The organism is Marinicauda algicola (assembly GCF_017161425.1).
In the GTDB taxonomy this organism is placed as follows: Bacteria; Pseudomonadota; Alphaproteobacteria; order Caulobacterales; family Maricaulaceae; genus Marinicauda; species Marinicauda algicola.
This window is the reverse complement of sequence record NZ_CP071057.1, coordinates 2,499,668-2,516,144: the sequence shown is the minus strand read 5'-3', so window position 1 is coordinate 2,516,144 and position 16,477 is coordinate 2,499,668. Positions and strand designations below refer to the sequence as shown.

General features: G+C 69.6%; 18 protein-coding genes and 1 tRNA gene. 9 read left to right on the top strand and 10 right to left on the bottom strand.

Going from position 1 to position 16,477, the window contains the following annotated elements:
* Positions 1 to 4 precede the first annotated feature (4 nt).
* Together udk and JW792_RS12465 are read left to right on the top strand one after the other, a co-directional pair.
* Entirely contained in the window at positions 5 to 730 is a 726-nt protein-coding gene (udk, locus tag JW792_RS12470) for a uridine kinase (protein WP_135995529.1), read from the top strand.
* Positions 731 to 770: 40 nt separating this feature from the next.
* A tRNA-Thr gene (locus JW792_RS12465) sits at positions 771 to 846 on the top strand.
* Between the two features lie 97 nt (positions 847 to 943).
* On the opposite strand, the gene JW792_RS12460 is transcribed toward JW792_RS12465, so the two are convergent.
* A complete protein-coding gene (locus JW792_RS12460) occupies positions 944 to 2,257 on the bottom strand; it encodes a cytochrome P450 (protein ID WP_135995530.1) in 1,314 nt (437 codons plus the stop codon).
* Positions 2,258 to 2,395: 138 nt separating this feature from the next.
* Here JW792_RS12460 and JW792_RS12455 point away from each other — a divergent pair, with 138 nt between their 5' ends.
* On the top strand, positions 2,396 to 3,544 hold the full coding sequence (locus JW792_RS12455; protein ID WP_135995531.1) for a radical SAM protein: 1,149 nt from the start codon (positions 2,396 to 2,398) through the stop codon (positions 3,542 to 3,544).
* Between the two features lie 13 nt (positions 3,545 to 3,557).
* Here JW792_RS12455 and JW792_RS12450 read toward each other — a convergent pair whose 3' ends face one another.
* Complete coding sequence (locus tag JW792_RS12450) at positions 3,558 to 5,165, bottom strand: B12-binding domain-containing radical SAM protein (protein WP_158291573.1); 1,608 nt, start codon at positions 5,163 to 5,165, stop codon at positions 3,558 to 3,560.
* A 102-nt stretch (positions 5,166 to 5,267) separates the two neighbouring features.
* Here JW792_RS12450 and JW792_RS12445 point away from each other — a divergent pair, with 102 nt between their 5' ends.
* Positions 5,268 to 6,938 carry a tetratricopeptide repeat protein gene (locus tag JW792_RS12445; RefSeq protein WP_158291574.1) on the top strand — a complete coding sequence of 557 codons (1,671 nt, stop codon included), beginning with the start codon at positions 5,268 to 5,270 and terminating at the stop codon, positions 6,936 to 6,938.
* A gap of 97 nt (positions 6,939 to 7,035) precedes the next feature.
* Here JW792_RS12445 and JW792_RS12440 read toward each other — a convergent pair whose 3' ends face one another.
* From JW792_RS12440 to JW792_RS12420, 5 genes are all read right to left on the bottom strand, one after another.
* Complete coding sequence (locus JW792_RS12440; protein ID WP_135995534.1) at positions 7,036 to 7,335, bottom strand: hypothetical protein; 300 nt, start codon at positions 7,333 to 7,335, stop codon at positions 7,036 to 7,038.
* A 74-nt stretch (positions 7,336 to 7,409) separates the two neighbouring features.
* Positions 7,410 to 7,874, bottom strand: a complete 465-nt coding sequence (locus tag JW792_RS12435) for a VOC family protein (protein WP_135995535.1) — start codon at positions 7,872 to 7,874, stop codon at positions 7,410 to 7,412.
* Positions 7,874 to 8,434, bottom strand: coding sequence for a hypothetical protein (locus tag JW792_RS12430; RefSeq protein WP_135995536.1), 561 nt, complete (start codon positions 8,432 to 8,434; stop codon positions 7,874 to 7,876). Before JW792_RS12430 ends, JW792_RS12435 begins: the two co-directional genes overlap by 1 nt.
* Before the next feature lie 10 nt (positions 8,435 to 8,444).
* Complete coding sequence (locus JW792_RS12425; protein ID WP_135995537.1) at positions 8,445 to 9,308, bottom strand: methylated-DNA--[protein]-cysteine S-methyltransferase; 864 nt, start codon at positions 9,306 to 9,308, stop codon at positions 8,445 to 8,447.
* Between the two features lie 19 nt (positions 9,309 to 9,327).
* Positions 9,328 to 9,906, bottom strand: a complete 579-nt coding sequence (locus JW792_RS12420; protein ID WP_135995910.1) for a DUF2244 domain-containing protein — start codon at positions 9,904 to 9,906, stop codon at positions 9,328 to 9,330.
* A 108-nt stretch (positions 9,907 to 10,014) separates the two neighbouring features.
* Here JW792_RS12420 and JW792_RS12415 point away from each other — a divergent pair, with 108 nt between their 5' ends.
* Positions 10,015 to 10,806 carry a LolA family protein gene (locus tag JW792_RS12415; RefSeq protein ID WP_135995538.1) on the top strand — a complete coding sequence of 264 codons (792 nt, stop codon included), beginning with the start codon at positions 10,015 to 10,017 and terminating at the stop codon, positions 10,804 to 10,806.
* Here the strand turns inward: JW792_RS12415 and JW792_RS12410 are convergent.
* Entirely contained in the window at positions 10,803 to 11,483 is a 681-nt protein-coding gene (locus JW792_RS12410) for a YggS family pyridoxal phosphate-dependent enzyme (protein WP_135995539.1), read from the bottom strand. The genes JW792_RS12415 and JW792_RS12410 overlap by 4 nt on opposite strands.
* On the opposite strand from JW792_RS12410, the gene JW792_RS12405 reads away from it, so the two are divergent.
* Entirely contained in the window at positions 11,477 to 12,100 is a 624-nt protein-coding gene (locus tag JW792_RS12405; RefSeq protein WP_135995540.1) for a thiamine phosphate synthase, read from the top strand. The two genes, JW792_RS12410 and JW792_RS12405, sit on opposite strands and share 7 nt — an antisense overlap.
* Here JW792_RS12405 and JW792_RS12400 read toward each other — a convergent pair.
* Positions 12,097 to 12,678, bottom strand: a complete 582-nt coding sequence (locus JW792_RS12400; RefSeq protein ID WP_158291575.1) for an NtrZ family periplasmic regulatory protein — start codon at positions 12,676 to 12,678, stop codon at positions 12,097 to 12,099. The two genes, JW792_RS12405 and JW792_RS12400, sit on opposite strands and share 4 nt — an antisense overlap.
* Positions 12,679 to 12,776: 98 nt before the next feature.
* Entirely contained in the window at positions 12,777 to 13,967 is a 1,191-nt protein-coding gene (locus JW792_RS12395; RefSeq protein ID WP_158291576.1) for a porin, read from the bottom strand.
* A gap of 372 nt (positions 13,968 to 14,339) precedes the next feature.
* Between JW792_RS12395 and JW792_RS12390 the strand changes: the two genes are divergently transcribed.
* From JW792_RS12390 to holA, 3 genes are read left to right on the top strand one after another with little or no spacing between them, the layout of a single operon-like run.
* On the top strand, positions 14,340 to 14,828 hold the full coding sequence (locus JW792_RS12390) for a DUF3576 domain-containing protein (protein ID WP_241094965.1): 489 nt from the start codon (positions 14,340 to 14,342) through the stop codon (positions 14,826 to 14,828).
* Between the two features lie 29 nt (positions 14,829 to 14,857).
* Entirely contained in the window at positions 14,858 to 15,373 is a 516-nt protein-coding gene (gene lptE / locus JW792_RS12385) for an LPS assembly lipoprotein LptE (protein WP_135995543.1), read from the top strand.
* Entirely contained in the window at positions 15,363 to 16,409 is a 1,047-nt protein-coding gene (gene holA, locus JW792_RS12380; protein WP_135995544.1) for a DNA polymerase III subunit delta, read from the top strand. The genes lptE and holA overlap by 11 nt, the downstream gene beginning before the upstream one ends.
* The last annotated feature ends 68 nt before the right edge of the window (positions 16,410 to 16,477 follow it).

The window sequence follows — 16,477 nt, the reverse complement described above, 5'->3', positions numbered from 1 at the left end:
CAAGATGGCAGGGCACAGACTACTGGTCGGCGTGAGCGGCGGGTCGGCCTCGGGCAAGACCGAGATCGCGCGCGCCGCGGCACGGGCGCTGAAGCCCCTTTCCACCATCGTCCTGGCCGAGGACGATTATTACGGCGATCACGGCGCGAGCCCGGATTTCGAGCCGGCCCGGTTCAATTTCGACCATCCCGGCGCGCGCGATCACGCCCTTCTCACGCGCCAGCTCGGCCAGCTGAAGGCCGGCAAGCCGGTCAAGGCGCCGATCTACGACTTCACCATCCACCGGCGCCGCTCCGACACGCGCAGGATCGAGCCTGCCGACATCATCTTCGTGGAAGGCATCCACCTGTTCTGCACGCCGGAGCTGCGCGAGACCTTCGACCTCAAGGTCTATGTCGACGCACCCGACGACATCCGCCTGGCCCGGCGCCTGTTGCGCGACGTCAACGAGCGCGGACGTACCAGCCAGTCGGTCGTCAGCCAGTATCTCGGCACGGTACGCCCGATGCACCACGAATGGACGCATCCCGGCCGCGGCCATGCCGAACTGGTGATCCGCAACGACGCCGCCGCGGCCCGCCCCGCCGACCATCTCGGTACCTTCTTCGACACGCTCGCCCGGCCCGTCGTCGCCGAGATCCGCCGCCTGCGCGAGATCCGGCCGGAGCCTGCGCCACCGGGCGCGCACGAGCCGCACTCCCCGCTTGCGAGCGAGGCGAAAGGCGGTTAGGTTCCGCGGCCTCTACGAAGGGGGTTCCCCCCTTGCCGGCGCCGCTTTAGCTCAGCTGGTAGAGCAACGCATTCGTAATGCGTAGGTCGCCCGTTCGAGTCGGGCAAGCGGCACCATTTCCACCAATTTCCGGGCAGGAAGCCCCTCGCCGGCCCAAGGGCGCTGGGTCTTCGGATCGACCTCGTTCGACGCTCGCCGGGCGCGCTGCCCGCATCAGCGCGGGCTGAGCCTGACCCGCAGCGGACCGCCGGGTCGCGCAGATATCGTCACGCGCGGTTTCATCGCCGCGGACCGGTCTGCCTCCACCCGCCAGCGGCGCAGGATCGACGCGAATACGACCAGCGCCTCGTGCCAGCCGAAGCGGCTGGCCAGGCACACATGACGCCCGGCGCTGAAGGGCAGGAATGCGAAGGGCGTGACCGGCTCACCGCTGCCGGGCAGGAAGCGTTCGGGGCGGAACTCGTCCGGAAAGGACCATAGCCGCCGGTGCCGGTGCATGGCGTAGAACGCAAGGACCAGGATCGAGCCGGCCGGCAAGACGGTTCCCGCGAGTTCGACCGACTCTACCGTTCGCCGGACCGATGTCACGCACGAGGGATAGAGGCGTTGCGCCTCGCTCAGCACGGCCGCACAGAATTCCAGGCGGGCCAGATGATCCTGCCGGATGGGGTCCGATCCCGCGACGGCGTGAATCTCCTCGCAGGCCCTGTCCTGGTATCGGGGCGACCGGGCGACCAGCCAGAGCGCCCAGGCCAGCGTCAGCCCCGTGGAATCGTGCCCGGCGCCGAACAGCGCCCGCAAGTTGTCGAACTGCTCGGCGCGGGAGAGCGCGCTTTCCCCCTCGACGCCCATGATCGGGCAGAAGGGGCTTTCCGGATGGAACCGCGCGCCCGGCGGAGAGGCCGCGGCACGGTGCGCCAGTCCGGTCAGCTGCTCGGCGACGCCGCGAAAATCGCCCGCCCTCTGCGCGGCGCCGAGCTCGCGCACGGCCGGCAGTATGTGGCCGGCGACCGGCGTCTCGGCCGGATCGCCCCGCAAGACCCGCCAGATCACGGAGAGGGTCAGGCCGGCCATGTCTTCGGCGATGTCGACCTCCTCATGCGCAGAGCTGGCCCAGCGCGTCATGACCTCGTCGGCGGCAGCGCGGAATGCCGGAATTTCTGCGTCCACGACCTGGGCCCGAAACAGGGGAGACAGCGAGGCGCGGAGGCGGCGCCATTGCCGCCCGCTTGCCACAGAGACGCTTTGAGGCCCGATGCCGCGGCCCAGAAAGCGTTCATAGATCTCCCACTTGGGAAACTCCTCCTCGCTTCCCGTCAAGACGCGCTGTACGGCGGCGGGGTCGGCGATCAGGGCCAGAGTCGATCCCCCGGTCCGCCGGACGAGGATCGGCTCCTCCAGAATCTCCCGGGGCCACTGGCTCTCCGGTTCGAGTACCGAGCGTACCGCCGATGTCCGGCCGATCTCGCACCCCGGTGGGAGGTCGAGGGCCGGCGGCCGGTCGGCTGACGGGGCGGTGTCTCGCATCAAGATCCCTATGCGTGGAAACAAAAGTAAGGCATGTAATACGCCAAAGGTCCTGTTCGCGTTCGCACGCGAATATCAGAGCCGAAAGCTCCGTCGAGAACCATGGTATCGAACCTATCGGTTGATTGTTCTTCCCCGATGCCGGAACCCGAGACCGGGCATGCACGTCTGCGCGATCAGCGCGCGCTGCACGCCCGGGTACACGAGCTTGCCCACACGAGCGCAGACCTTTCCGCGCGCTACAAGGCCGCCAAGCAGATCATCCGCGCGTTTCGCAAGCCAGCCTTCTACGAAGTCACCCAGCGCTGCAACCTGTTTTGCGAAGGCTGCTATTATTTCGAGGGCGGCTTGGGCGAGGTCGTCCGGGAAACCGCCGATACGACCGCGTGGAAACGCTTCTACGCCGAGGAGGCGGCGCGCGGCGTCACCATGGCCTACTTCGTGGGGGCCGAGCCGGCGCTGCACCAGGAACGCCTGCTGGCGGCCGCGCCCATGTTCCCGTACGGCAATATCGGAACGAACGGCACCATCGCCATCCACCCCGATGTGCCCTATCGCATCGGGGTATCGCTCTGGGCCGGCGACGATGCGACCGACCGGACCCTGCGCGGGGCCTCGGTCTTCCGGAAAGCCTTCCGGAACTATGAGGGCGATCCTCGCGCGATCATGCTGTTCACCCTGTCGCCCTGGAATCTCGATACGGTGGCGAGCGTCGCGCAGATGTGCCGGGACCATGGCCTGCCGCTGACCTTCAACATGTACTCGCCCACGACGACCTATCTCGCCAAGCTCGCAGCCGGCGCGCCCCATGACGGCCGGTATTTCCGCGTCAGCGCGCCGGGCCATACGCCGTGCTTCTCGGCCGACGATCTGGAACGTACCCGCGACAAGGTCGAGTCCCTGATGGAGAACTACCCGGACACCATCGTCTACTCGAAAGCGTACAATGCATGGGCAACCCGCCCGGGGCCGCTCTACGATATCGATCCTGATTCCGGCATCGCGACCCATTGCGGGTCGCGAATGATTGGCGCGATGAAGTATTACGGCGCCAATCTCCAGCCCAAATCGGCCAAGTGCGGAACGTCCGACGTCGACTGTTCGACCTGCCGCATGTATAGCGGCGGCTGGTCGAGCAAGTTTCAGCCGACGTCCCGGGACCTGCAGTCTCCCGCAACGTTCCAGGCCTGGCTGGAGATGATCGAGGTGCTCGGAAAGATCTTCCTCTACCGGGATCCACACCGGCGCGGATACGGCCGGCTTGAGGCGATGGAAGCGGCCGAATAGGGGCGGAGAGCCATCAGATCGCGGCTGAAAGATCTCTGGGTGCCAAATCGCGTGCACGCGCATCGAGCGTCTCTGCTCCGAAGGGCGGTCTCGCCAGTCCCGCCCAGACAGGGTCGTAGACTCCATTCTGCTGCATGCCGCGCAGGGACATCAGATAATGCGTCAGCGCGTCGGCTATTCCGTCCCTGATGTCCGGGCGCCGACGCATCAGCTCCATCGCACTCGATATGAGAGCTCTCACTTCGCTGTCGCCCCGTGCCATGTCGCGCATGAGCGCCGCTGCCGCACGTGCAGCAGCCGGCTGCGGCGGGCGGCGCCGGGCACCGGGGCGCACCGCCCAGGGCGGCGGTGCAAGCAAGCGCGCCATGGCCTCGAGGCGAACCTTCAGATAATCGGGTCGCATCAGCCTGTTCAGCAGCCACTTGGCGCCGACATACAACTCGTCGCGGCTCATCTGGGCGGGCTCGAAGTTCGTGATCAGGTTGGCGCTGGGAAACTGGGCGAGGACTTCGTCGGAAACCAGCCGTCCGGCCGCCCGCATCGACTCGTGCAGGGGAGTCGCAACCGGCGCGACCAGGACGGAGAGGTTGAACGCGCAGACCGGTAGAGACATCGCGAATTCGAACTGACGTTCGAAGGCGCTCAGGTCGTCGCTGTCGAAACCCACCATCAGCCCGGCCTCGATCCGGATGCCGTGGCTCACGATCTTGCGGCATTGAGCGGCGAGGTCGACGCGGAGATTCTGCCGCTTCCGGCTCTCGACGAGCCCCTGCTCGCTATTGGTCTCTATACCGATGAAGGCATTCAGCAGACCCGCCTCGTTGCACTGGGCGAGGAGGGACTCGTCGCGCGCGATGTCGATCGACATCTGGGTCGCGAACAGGACGTGCTCGCGGCCCGCAGCGCCGTTCCATCCGGCCATGGCCGCCAGCAGTGAACTCGCCCGGCGACGGTAGACGGTGAAGTTGTCGTCGGCGAGGCTGATGAAATTGTAGCCGTGATCGTACAGTGCCTGGATCTCGGCGAGGACCTGGGCATCGTCCTTGTGGCGCTGGATCCGTCCCAGGTACTGGATGACATCGCAGAAATGGCATTCGAAAGGGCAGCCACGGCTCGTCTGGACCACACCGCTGAGCGCAAGCGAATTGGGATAGAGATCCCAGCGGGGCGCCGGCGAGGCGCGCAGGTCGGCGCGCGTGCCGAGATAGCGTCTCTTCAAGGTTCCCGCACGGATATCGGCGAAGATCTCTGCCGCGATCTCTTCCATCTCGCCGACGACCAGGCAATCGGCCGCCTGTTCGAAGAGTTCGGGCGCGAGCGACACGTGAGGCCCGCCCATCAGCACGGTCTTGCCGCGCGCCCTGAAAGCCGCGGCGAGTTCCAGTGCGCGCATCGCCTGGGACACGTTCGCCGTCAAGCCGATCACATCGGCATCGACGTCGAGATCGACCGGCTCGATGGTTTCGTCGCACAAGGTGACTTCGAAATCTTCGGGTGCAAATGCCGCCACCGTCGCGATCGAAGCGGCCGCGACCCGGGCAAAGTGACGCCCTGACCCATCCCCCGCGGGAAGGCGGACATAATCCACGTGGGCGTTGGACAGCGGTGCGATCAGATGCAAGCGCAAATCGGGAGTCCTCGCTGCGCCACGTTGCGCCGCCTCACTTTACAACATTCCCACGACGGCGACACTGTCGAGACCGGGGTGGAGACAGGCAAACACATGGAACGCACCGAGCGCGTCTCGCCGTCAGTTCTCAGGCAGGCTCGCGCCGCCTTGGTGGCGGGCGAGTTCGACGAGGTTCTGGTTGTCCTGTCCGGTATCGCCGGGTCGTACGCAGCCCATCCGGACGCGCATGTCTATTTTACGCGCGCCCTCGTCGCGCAAGGCCGCCTCGACGAGGCCGTTGATCACCTGCGCGCGGCATGCGCAGCCCATCCGGCCGATGCGCGGCTTCGCGTCGAACTCGCGGAGGCCTGTCTGTCCAGGGGCCTCGGGGACGAGGCGCTCGCCACTCTCGAACGCGCGATGGATGGCGCCAGTGAGCCTGCGGTGCTTCTGAAAGCTGCCTCTTCGGCCTTCAGGTTGAAGCGGGGCGCCAGTGCCGCGCACTACGCCGAGGAGGCCGTGCGGCGCTTCCCCGACAGCGCCGAGGCGCATTTCGAGTACGCGCGTATCCTCGCCCGGGCGCGCGACTGGGATCGGGCCATCCACCACCTCGGCAAGGCGCTCGAGACGGAAACGCCTCGTCTGGCAGCCGAGCTTCTCCTCGCGCAATGTCTGTCCGAAACCGGCCGGCACGACCGGGCCGAGGCGGTCTTGAGCCGGGTCAAGACGACAAGCTGCACCACGCAACAGACGCGCGCGGTCATGAAAGCCAGAATAAACGTTCTTGCCCGGGCCGGCGCGCTGTCGGAAGCGGCGGATCTGTGCCGCACGTGCATCGAGGGCGAGAGGTCTCATGCGCCTTACCATTATCGGCTCTACGAGCTGGAGCGGGACCGGGGCCGGTTACGCGAAGCGGCCGAGGCCGCGAAAATCTTCTGCGAACTCTCCATTGCGGCCGACACACTCGCCGGAGCGCTCGGGGCCATCGATACCGACGCGCGCTGCAGCCCGGCCTGGGAGGAAACGACGAGGCTCCTGCATCAGCGCTTTCCGCAGCCCGATCGGGATTTCTCCGAATGGCGCCGCCGCGCGGTGTGGGGAGAGCGCGCAACCGAGATCCTTCGCCTCTGGTGGTACGGCCGCCCCGGGCGGGCCGAGGAAATCGATCGGCTGATCGAGAGCTCCGACCTGTCCGAGACCCTGCGGAGCGCCCCTGGCGGGGATCGGGGTCTGATTCTGGTCGGCTCTCATTTCGGCCCGTTTCCGGCCGCCACGCGAGCGATGCAGAAGACCGGTCTGCCCTTCCGCACGTTCGGCAATCCTCAGCTCCCGCTCCAGGACGCCGACGCGGACTTCCAGATCGCGATCCGGAACAATCCCGTTCCGGCACTGCGCGAGATGGCGGGCGTCCTCAGATCTGGCGGCATTCTCGGCCTGGTAACCGATCTGGCCCAAGGCGAGCGAGGCGTCGAGGTCGAGATCCTCGGGGGACGCGTCGAACTTTCATCCCTCGCCCCGCGGGCCGCCTTTTCCTACCGGGTGCCCACACTCTGGGTGCAGGCCTACTGGAAGGGAGAGTCCATCGAGGTGAAATCGGGCCCGCTACCCCATCCCGGTCCCGGCGAAAGCCGCGGGGCGTTCGTTCGCCGCTGGGCCGCCGCCTATGCGCGTCATCTCCAGGGCGTCTTCCTCGCCGGTCCGGAGAATTTGAGACCGTGTGCTCCGTTCTGGGATCAGTGGCTTTCGACCGACGCGGTACTCCGCACAGAGCCCGTCCTCCCGTGAGGGCCGCAGATCGCCTCCCGCCTGGCTCAGTCGATCCGGCGCGAGCGGCTGGGCAGGGTCTTCGCGGTCGATATCCGGACGGCCCGCACGCGGCCGCCTAGCCGAACAGTTCGAGCTGGCGCGGGCAGGACGGGGCCGGGTGCGGGCGGGAGAATGTGTGCGGTCGCGGCGGCGCCGGGCGGGGCGGCGCCTGGTCCTCGTCGGCCGCCACCGAGAGGCCGAGCGCGCTCGCCTTGGAGCGGATCGCGCTGACGGGACGGCCGAGCTTCAGGGAAATCTTGCGCACGGGGGCGCCGCGATTGACCAGCGCGCGCAGCTCGGCGAGTTCGCCGGGCCGCCAGCGCTTGCCGGCATTGCGGCCATAGCCGCCGCTGAGATGTGAAGCCTTGTAGGTCATGGCTCCGCTCCGTTCTCGATAATGAGAACATAAGCGGAACATTAACCGATGTCAAATCCCTTGTGGCCGCCCGGCTACCATGTGCCGGTATTCTCCATGCTCGCCCAGGGCTCGGCGGGCTCGAGCGGCTCGCCGGCCTGCAGGAGTTCGATGGAGATGCCGTCGGGCGATCTGACGAAGGCCATGTGTCCGTCGCGCGGCGGCCGGTTTATCGTCACGCCCATCGACTGAAGGTGGGCGCACAGCGCGTAGATGTCCTTCACCCGGTAGGCGATGTGGCCGAAATTGCGCCCGCCGGAATAGGTTTCCGGGTCCCAGTTGTAGGTCAGCTCCAGCATGGGCAGGCCGGAGGGGAGCGGGCGCTCCGCCCCGGTCAGCCCGGAGCGGGCGAGATCGTCGCGGCTCGCCAGGAAGACCAGGGTGAAGCGGCCCTTCTCGCTGTCCTTGCGCTGGACCTCGACGAGGCCCAGCCCCTCGCAATAGAAGGCGAGTGAGGCCTCGAGATCGCTCACGCGCACCATGGTGTGGAGATATTCCATCAGCTCTTCTCCTCATCGACCGGGTCGGGCCGGACGCGGCGCGCCCAGGCCGGCCGGCGCCGGAATTCGGCGTCTTCGGGCAGCGGCTCCCCCCGGGCGCGGGCGAGCGCATGGGAGAAGGGCTCGGAACTGCGCCGGTGATAGGCGTGGGCGAACGCGCCCCCGATCAGCGCCCACAGGAAGACCGTGCCGAAGAACAGGGCGAACATGAAGACATAGCCGCCCGCCCCGGCCCATTCCGGCGCCCCGGCCGCCTGCCAGAATAGCTCGTAGAGCGCGACGACGAGCAGCAGCACCAGCGGGCTCAGCACCACCGCGGTCGCCAATGCGCCGGCGGCATAGAGCGCCCAGCGCGGCTGGTGGCTGGAGACATAGACGGCCACGAACTGGTTTTCGTTCAGGCCCTTCACCGTTGCCGGCTTGGTGCGGGTGCGGTCGGCATACTCGGCGCGCGCATCGGCGTGCAGGCTGCGCCGGGCGACATACCAGCGCACGAGCAGCGCCGCCGAAACCAGGAGGGCGAGCGCTGCGGTCAGGTAGACATAGGGCGAGATCATCATGACCTCGTACCTAATCCATCGCGGCCTCGTAGGCGAGCATCGCGCACTTGCGCTTCAGCCCCCAGTGATAGCCGGTGAGCCGGCCGTCGCTCGACAGGACCCGGTGGCAGGGGATGAGCCAGCTGACCGGGTTCGCCCCGACCGCCGCCCCGACGGCGCGCGAGGCCTTCGCGGTGCACACCTCCTCGGCGATGGTGCGGTAGCTCACCGTCTTGCCCGGAGGAATCGCGAGCAGGGCGCGCCACACCTGGCGTCGCCAGGGCGTGCCGTAGAGGGCGAGCGGCAGGGCATCGCGCCCGGGCCCGCGCGCGAAGATGCGCTCCACCCATTCGCGCGCCGTGCGGTCGTCGCGTCTCGTGCCGGCGTCGGGGAAGCGGGCGGCGAGATCGGCGAGGGCGGCCTCCTCCTCTCCGGGATCGGCGAAGGCGAGGCCGGACAGGCCCTTGGGCGCGATCAGGACGACCGCGCTGCCGAAGGGCGAGGGGGCGACGCCGGCCGTGAAGACGAGCCCGGCACCGCCGCGCTTGGCCTCGCCGGGCGTGACCGCCTCCTCGGCGATGAACACGTCGTGCAGCCGGGAGGGCCCCGACAGGCCGGTCTCGAGCGCCGCGTCGAGCACGCTCGCGCCCTCCACCAGGAGCTGGCGCGCCGTGGCGTGGGTGAGCGCGGAAACCATGCGCTTGGGGCTCGTCCCCGTCCAGCGCGTGAACACCCGCTGGAAGTGGAAGGGGGAAAGCCCGGCGGCGGCCGCGACCTCGTCGAGATCGGGCTGCTCGCTCCAGTGGCGCGAGAGATAGTCGAGCGCGGCGACCACGCGGGGATAGTCGCGGGCGCGCTCGTCGAGGGGGGTGGGGTCGAGATCGGTGATAGCCATGACACGAGAATGGGCCCGGTCAGGCCGGGGCGCCACCCGATTCTTGCGCCAGCGGACCGCGGGCGCGCCGGGCCTTGTCGAGCGCCTCGCGCACCGCCGCCGCGAGGCTTTCGCGCTCGGCGGGCGACAGCATCGCACCGATGATCAGGCTCTTGCCTTGCGAGGTCAGGCGCGCCTGCACGTCGGGCTCGCCCGCACCCTCGATCTCGACGCGCGTCCAGGCGGCGGGCAGGCGGAAGCGCGTCTCCTGACCGGTCGGCCCGCGCCGGGCGACATGGATGTCCTGCGCCGTGACGCGCACGATCTCGAGCCGCCGCCCGTCGCGGTAGGACAATTTGAAGCACAGCCAGACGAGCAGGACCTCGAGCCCGAAGAATCCCACGACCGGCCAGGCGCCCGCCAGGACGAAGGCGATCCCGGCGATGAAGCTGAGCACGGCGAGCGCGATCATCAGGGCGTAGAAGCCCGGATTGGGCAGGGAGCGGTGGGGCCGGATATGCGCGTCGAACAGCAGCTCGCCGGGCGCACCGGGCGGCGCGCCGAGCCCGGTGCCGATCTCCTCGGCCGGCCAGGTTTCGTATGTGACGCGGCGTTCCATGGCGCTCAAGATAGGGCGCCGGGGGCGGTTCTCCCACCCGCGCGAGCTGTCGGCAGGATGAACGCCGGGGCCTTTCTCGCGCCGCAATCGATCGCTACATGAAGGCCCATGACCGGATTGACCTTTCTCCTCTCCACCGCGATCGCGCTCGTCCCGGGCGCGACCGCTTCATTCGGCCCCGTTCCGGCTTCGGCCGGGACCGCCCATGCCGCCCTCGTCCAGGAGGCGGGCGAGCCCGCCGCCGAGCCGCTGCCCGAGCCCGAAGCCGTCGAGGCCGGGCCCGTGCCGGCCGGCGACACGCCGCTGCTGCTCGAACGCGAGTCGCAGCGCCCTCCCGGCGAGGAACTCGCGCGTATCTCGCGCTATTTCGAGACGCTCGACACGCTATCGGCCCGCTTCGAGCAGATCGCGGCCGACGGGTCGGTGACGACCGGCGCGCTTGCGCTCGACCGGCCCGGCCGGGTGCGGTTCGACTATGACGATCCCACTCCGGTCCTGCTCGTCGCAGACGGCAGCACGGTCGCGATCGCCGACTTCGACCTGGAGACGGTGGACCGCGCCCCGATCGGCCAGACCCCGTTCAAGTGGCTCCTGGAACCCGATCTCGACCCGGAAGGCTCCGCGGCGGTGGAGGAGGTCGTCCGGGTGGAGGACAGTCTCTACCTCACCCTCGTCGACCCGGAAGGGGAGAGCGAGGGTCGGGTGACGCTGATCTTTTCCGATCCCGATCCGCAGGCGCCGGCGAGCGAGATCCGCCTCGCGGGCTGGATCGCGGTCGATGCCTTCGGCGGCTTCACCGAGGTCAAGCTCACCGACCATGCGCGCGACGTGCGCCTCGACCCGCGCCTCTTCGTGCTCGACGACGACCCGTTCGAGGATACCCGCCGGGGCCGGCGCTAGGCGCTCTCGCGGGGCCCGAACAGCGCCGAGCCGACGCGCACGGACGTGGCGCCGAGCCTCACGGCGGTCTCGTAGTCCGCACTCATGCCCATGGAGAGCTTCTCCACCCCCGCCTCGCGTGCGAGCCTGGCGAGCAGGGCGAAATGCAGGCTCGCGGGCTCCTCCACCGGGGGGATGCACATCAGTCCCTCGATCGCGAGACCGTAGTCGCGCCGCATGCGCTCGACGAAGCCGGCCGTCTCGGCCGGCGCGACGCCCGCCTTCTGGTCTTCCTCGCCGGTATTGACCTGGACGTAGAGGCGCGGGCTCCTGCCGGTCTTCTCCATCGCCTTGACGAGCGCTTTCGCCAGCTTCTCGCGGTCGAGCGTCTCGATCACGTCGAACAGCGCGACGGCGGCGTCCGCCTTGTTGGTCTGCAGCGGGCCGACCAGGCGCAGCTCGAGATCGTCATGGGCCGCGCGCCGCTGCGCCCAGCGCGCCTCGGCCTCCTGCACCCGGTTCTCGCCGAACACGCGCTGGCCGGCCGCCAGCGCCGCCTCGATGCGCGCCTCGGGCTGCTTCTTGGACACCGCGACCAGCGTCACCTCGCCGGGATCGCGGCCGGCGGACTTGGCGGCGGCGGCGATCCGCGAGAGGATGAGCTCGCGCGCTTCGTGGGGAGGCAGGACCTGTGTCATCGCAAGGGACCTATGACGACGTGGCGGCGCTGGCAAGAGCGGCCGGCCGCCGGTTCACGCCGCGCGCCGGCCTGCCGGCCTTCTTCGCGCTGACCGATCCGGAGCGCACGCCCGATCCGCTCGCGCTCGCCCGGGTCCTTCCCGGCGGGGCCGGCCTGGTGCTGCGCCACTTCGGACGCGAGGACCAGATCGCGCTGGCCGGACCGCTGGCGCGGCTGTGCCGCTCGCGCGGACTCGTCTTCCTCGTCGCAAACGATGGCGAACTCGCCCGCTCGGTGAAGGCGCAGGGCGTGCACTGGCCGCAAGCGTGCGCCCATCGCGCCCGGGCCTGGGCGCGGCGGCGCCCGGACTGGCTGATGACGGCGAGCGCACACGACCATGTCGCGGCGAGCGCCCCCGGGACAGGCATCGCGGCGGTCTTCCTGTCCCCGGTCTTCCAGAGCGCGAGCCCCAGCGCCGGCCCGCCCCTTGGCGCGGTGCGCGCCGGGCGAATCGCGCGCGGCGCCCGGGTGCCGGTCTATGCGCTCGGCGGAGTCAATTCCCGCACGCTCGGCGGGCTTGATAACCGTATCTTTTCAGGAGTTTGCGCCGTATCCGCGCAACCGCTCGAACCCTAGAAGCGGAAAGCGGATTCGAATTTCAGCTCGGGCACGCTGTCCTCGCCCTCCTGACCGAACACGTCCGCGGTCGGGGAGGAGAAGCGCAGGTTCGTGCCCACGCGGAAGCGGCTGCTGAGCTCGTAGAAGGCGCCCGCCCGGACATCCTCAAGCTCGAACTGCTGGGGGCCGTGCTCCTGCTCGGCGATGCCGAGCGTGAAGCCCCAGCGCTCGCCGGCGGTGAAGCTGAACTCGGTCGCCTCCTCGCCCCAGGCCGAATGGTATTCGGACGGGGTCGAGACGGTGAAGCGCTCATACCAGGGCAGGGAGGAACCGGCGGCCGGCTCCATGGGCGCGAGGGCGGAGCTTGCGGACTCGCCGCCCGACCCGGCTTCGCCGGACGCGGACTCGGCGGGCTCGTCCAGTCCGAGGGACTGGATCTCGACCGCGCCTTCGAGCGCCTGCGCGCTCGCGGCCGGCACCCCGCGCAGAACGAACAGCTCCGCCTCCGGCTCGCTCGATTGCGCGAACGCCAACGGCGCCGTCAGCAGCGCTGCGGCGCACGCACCGGCCAGAAGTTTCGCAGCCCCGGAAACCATGTTCCAACTCCGGCAATTCGATCTGATTAGATAGCGTACCGGGTTGAACGACGAAAGACCGATTTGGTTTCGATTACCGCGAATCAAAATCCACCGTGTCAAAAACGCAACCCCGCCTCGACGAAGAGCGTGCTCGCCGAGCGCGTATCCGAGGCCCGCTGCACGCCGTGCACCGCCGGGACGGTCTCCTCGCCATGGCGCAGCCCGACGCCGGCAACGGCACCGTTCTCGAACAGGCGCGAGCTGCCGAGCTGCAGCGTCCAGCCCTGCGCGTGGACGAGATCACTGTCTGCGCCCGCCCACTCGAGCGCGGTGAGCCAGGGCCCGCGCTCCCAGGCGAGCGAGGCGGAGAGCGCGCGGTAATCGCCGTCTTCCACCCCGTCATTGCTGACGAGCGCGCCGAGCCCGGCGGAGAGCGCGCCGCGGCTCCAGATCACCCGCGCGCTCGCCGCCCAGGGATCCTCGAAGCCGGCCGCGAACGGGCCGCCCGCCTCGCCGGCGCTCGCGGCGAGCGAGGCGGTCCAGCGCTGGCCGCTCGAGCGGAAGCGATGATCGAAGGACAGCGCACCCTCGAGGACGTTCTCCACCTCGGCGAAGACCGGTCCGGCCGCGCCGGTCTCGGGCCGGCAGACATCGACGCCGCACGACTGCGCCTGCGGCGTGTAGGAGGCGGAGGCGCGAAATCCGAGGAGGCGACGGCTCTGCACCACGATCTTGGCGCTGTTCGTCGAGAGCGTGTTCGCGGTGCTCGCCAGCGCGAAGCCCTCCGGGTCGACGAGGCCCGCATCGGCGCGCATCAGCCGGAACGCGCCCGGCAGGGGCTCGGCCTCGATCGCCGCCGCGCCCGGACCGCGCCCGAGCCGCAGCTCGAAACGGGGCGCCCTGACGAAGAGATAGGCCGCCTCGACCTCGCCCCGGCCGGTGTCGGCGTCGAGGCCGCCAACGGCGTGAAGCCCGGTCAGCGCGCCGGAAAGGCCCCGACCGTGCGTAGACGGACAATCGGCGAGGGCAGGCGGACAATCGCCGGCCTGGCGCGCGAAGCCGCGCCGCGCGCTGTCGTGCTGCGCGCGCAGGCTCGCCACGGCACCCAGGCGCCACCCGTCCTGCGTGATGTGCTCGGCCTCCAGCCCCAGGCTCACGTCGGCGAGGACAGCCTGCGAGCGGTCCGTCTCGGTGCCGAGACGCACGACGGCGTCGGCCTTGAGCGAGGCCGTGATCTCGAGCGCATTGGCCGGTGCGGGCTGCGTCAGGACGGACGCGGCGAAGACCGTCGCGCTGAAACGGCTCATCATGCTCTCGGGAAAGGCGTGGATCGGAGACAAAGCGCCGGTGCGGCCGCGAACCTCGCGTCGGCGGCAATCACAGCGACTGCATCGCGCGCGATTGTCATGGTTCGCGGCCTCACCGATCGGCCCCGTCCCCCCGGACGCGGGATAAACAGACACACACTCGCGGCGCGATGCAAGCGCCCGCGTGGAAGCGCGCCGATCATGTGGCGGGAATGTGGCATATTGGTCACGCCGCCTCGCGGGCAGGGCGTGCGCGCGACGCTCTGGCCATGTGCGCGAGCCATGGTATAGAGGCAGTCAAGATTGACCGATCCACACGCGGGCGCGCCGGAATCTACCGGCCGCTCCCTCTCCCCCAAGGAGGCTGACTTGATGCGCGTTCGCCCGATGATCGCCGCCACCACCGGACTGGTTCTCGCTGCCCTTCTGGCCGGCTGCAACACGCGCTCGGACACCGAAGAGGCCAACTCCGATCGCGGCCTGCTCGATCGGCTGCCCTTCACCGGCGGCCGCGGCGCTCCGGCCGAAGCCGAGGTCGGCATCGGCGTCAACAGCTTCCTGTGGCGCGCCACGCTGGACACGCTCTCCTTCATGCCGCTGTCCGAGGTCGACCCGTTCGGCGGCGTGATCATCACCGACTGGTACGCCAATCCCGAGCAACCCGACGAGCGCTTCAAGGCGACGGTCTACATCCTCGACAGCCGCCTGCGGGCCGACGCCCTGTCGGTGCAGCTGTTCAAGCAGGTTCGCCAGGACGATCGCTGGGCCGATTCCACGGTGGACCCGGCCACCCGCATCCAGATCGAGAACGCGATCCTGACGCGCGCGCGCCAGCTTCGCATCGCCACGATCGGCGATTGAGGACGCCGCTGCACGGCAGGGAGGGTGTCATGACGCTCAAGCGGTCCGGCGCGGCGCGGTTCACCATCGCAGCCCTCGCCCTGCTCGTCCTGCCCGCGCTCGCCGCCTGCGGTTTCCAGCCGCTCTATGCGAGCCCGGACTACCGCCATCTCGCCGGCGTCGAGATCGAGGCCGGGCCGGACCGGCTCGGCTATCTGATCGAGGATGCGCTCGAGGAAGAGTTCGGCGCCGGGCGCAGCGCCTATCGTCTCGTGATCGCGGCCAGCTCCACCGAACGCGCGCTCGGCGTGTCCGCCGATGCGCGCGCGCGCCGGTTCGGCCTGACCGTCGGGGCGCAGTACCGCCTCCTGCACGGCGAGGAGACGGTGCACGAGGGCGCGGCGAGCGAGCTCGTCTATTTCGATGCGCCGACCGAGGCCTACGCCCTGATCTCCGCGCGCCGTTCGGCCGAGCAGCAGGGCGCCGACGCCCTCGCCCGGCAGATCTCCCGCGACATCGCCCTGGTGCTGCGCCGGATCGAAGCCGGCTACGGCGGTGAAAGTTAAGCCCCGCGACATCGATCGCACGCTGCAATCGCCGCCCGGCGCGATCCAGGTCTTCCTCCTGTTCGGGCCGGAGGGCGGGCTGGTGCGCGAGCGCGGCGAGACGCTGGCGCGCAGTCTCGTACCCGATCCCGACGACCCCTTCGCCGTGAGCCGGCTGTCGGAGGAGGATATCAAGTCCGACCCGGCCGGGCTCGCCGACGCGATGTCGGCCCTGTCCCTGACCGGCGGGGGACGCCTGGTGCGCCTGCGCCTGTCGGGCGATTCGCCCGCGGCCGCAGCCTGGCTGAAGGATTTCGAGGCCGGGGCGGCGCCCGCCGAGGCGCGCCTCGTGATCGAGGCGGGCGATCTGAAGAAGGGCTCCAGGCTGCGAAAGCTGGCCGAGGAGGGAAAGCGCGCGGCCGCGATCGCCTGCTATGCGGAAAGCGGCGGGGACATCCTGGCATTCGCCGACCAGCTGCTCGGCGAGGAGAATCTCACCCTCGCCCCCGAGGCGCGCGCCCTGTTCGCCCCGCTCATCGAGGGAAATCGCCAGCTCGCCCGCGCCGAGATCGAGAAGCTGATCCTCTATCACGGCACGGCGCAGCAGCGCGGCGGCGAGCCGGGCGTGATCACGCGGGAAGACATCGCCGAGGTGTGCGCCGCCGGCGGGGAGGCCGCGCTCGACCAGGTCGTCGATCCGGCCCTGCTCGGCGATCCGGTGTCCGCCGACCGCGGCTATGCGCGCGCGCTGTCGGCGGGTCTGTCCCCGGTCGGCGTGCTGCGCGCGCTGCAGAGAAAGATCGACCAGATCGACGTCGCAGCCAGTGCCGGCGGCGATCCCGGCGCGCTTGCCCGCGCCGGCGTGCCGCGCTTCGGTCCGCCCGCCGACCTGTTCCGCCAGCAATCGCGCCTGTGGACCGGACGCCGGCTCGACCATGCCCGCAAGCTCGCCTTCGACGCCGAGCGCGCCGTCAAGCGTTCGGGCGCCCCGGTCGAGGCGATCGTCGGCGAACTCCTGATCCGCATCGCGAGAGGCGCGCAGTCGGCGCGACGGTAGGCTCGCCGCGGGCGCCGCCGCTGTTTTCCCCGCCCCGCCTGCGGGAGGCGGCAAGGATCGCTGCAACG

Coding starts and splice junctions, on each gene's coding strand:
- udk (WP_135995529.1), top strand. CDS start 5: ATGGCAGGGCACAGACTACTGGTCGGCGTGAGCGGCGGGTCGGCCTCG.
- JW792_RS12460 (WP_135995530.1), bottom strand. CDS start 2,257: ATGCGAGACACCGCCCCGTCAGCCGACCGGCCGCCGGCCCTCGACCTC.
- JW792_RS12455 (WP_135995531.1), top strand. CDS start 2,396: ATGCCGGAACCCGAGACCGGGCATGCACGTCTGCGCGATCAGCGCGCG.
- JW792_RS12445 (WP_158291574.1), top strand. CDS start 5,268: ATGGAACGCACCGAGCGCGTCTCGCCGTCAGTTCTCAGGCAGGCTCGC.
- JW792_RS12440 (WP_135995534.1), bottom strand. CDS start 7,335: ATGACCTACAAGGCTTCACATCTCAGCGGCGGCTATGGCCGCAATGCC.
- JW792_RS12435 (WP_135995535.1), bottom strand. CDS start 7,874: ATGGAATATCTCCACACCATGGTGCGCGTGAGCGATCTCGAGGCCTCA.
- JW792_RS12430 (WP_135995536.1), bottom strand. CDS start 8,434: ATGATGATCTCGCCCTATGTCTACCTGACCGCAGCGCTCGCCCTCCTG.
- JW792_RS12425 (WP_135995537.1), bottom strand. CDS start 9,308: ATGGCTATCACCGATCTCGACCCCACCCCCCTCGACGAGCGCGCCCGC.
- JW792_RS12420 (WP_135995910.1), bottom strand. CDS start 9,906: ATGGAACGCCGCGTCACATACGAAACCTGGCCGGCCGAGGAGATCGGC.
- JW792_RS12415 (WP_135995538.1), top strand. CDS start 10,015: ATGACCGGATTGACCTTTCTCCTCTCCACCGCGATCGCGCTCGTCCCG.
- JW792_RS12410 (WP_135995539.1), bottom strand. CDS start 11,483: ATGACACAGGTCCTGCCTCCCCACGAAGCGCGCGAGCTCATCCTCTCG.
- JW792_RS12400 (WP_158291575.1), bottom strand. CDS start 12,678: ATGGTTTCCGGGGCTGCGAAACTTCTGGCCGGTGCGTGCGCCGCAGCG.
- JW792_RS12395 (WP_158291576.1), bottom strand. CDS start 13,967: ATGAGCCGTTTCAGCGCGACGGTCTTCGCCGCGTCCGTCCTGACGCAG.
- JW792_RS12390 (WP_241094965.1), top strand. CDS start 14,340: ATGCGCGTTCGCCCGATGATCGCCGCCACCACCGGACTGGTTCTCGCT.
- lptE (WP_135995543.1), top strand. CDS start 14,858: ATGACGCTCAAGCGGTCCGGCGCGGCGCGGTTCACCATCGCAGCCCTC.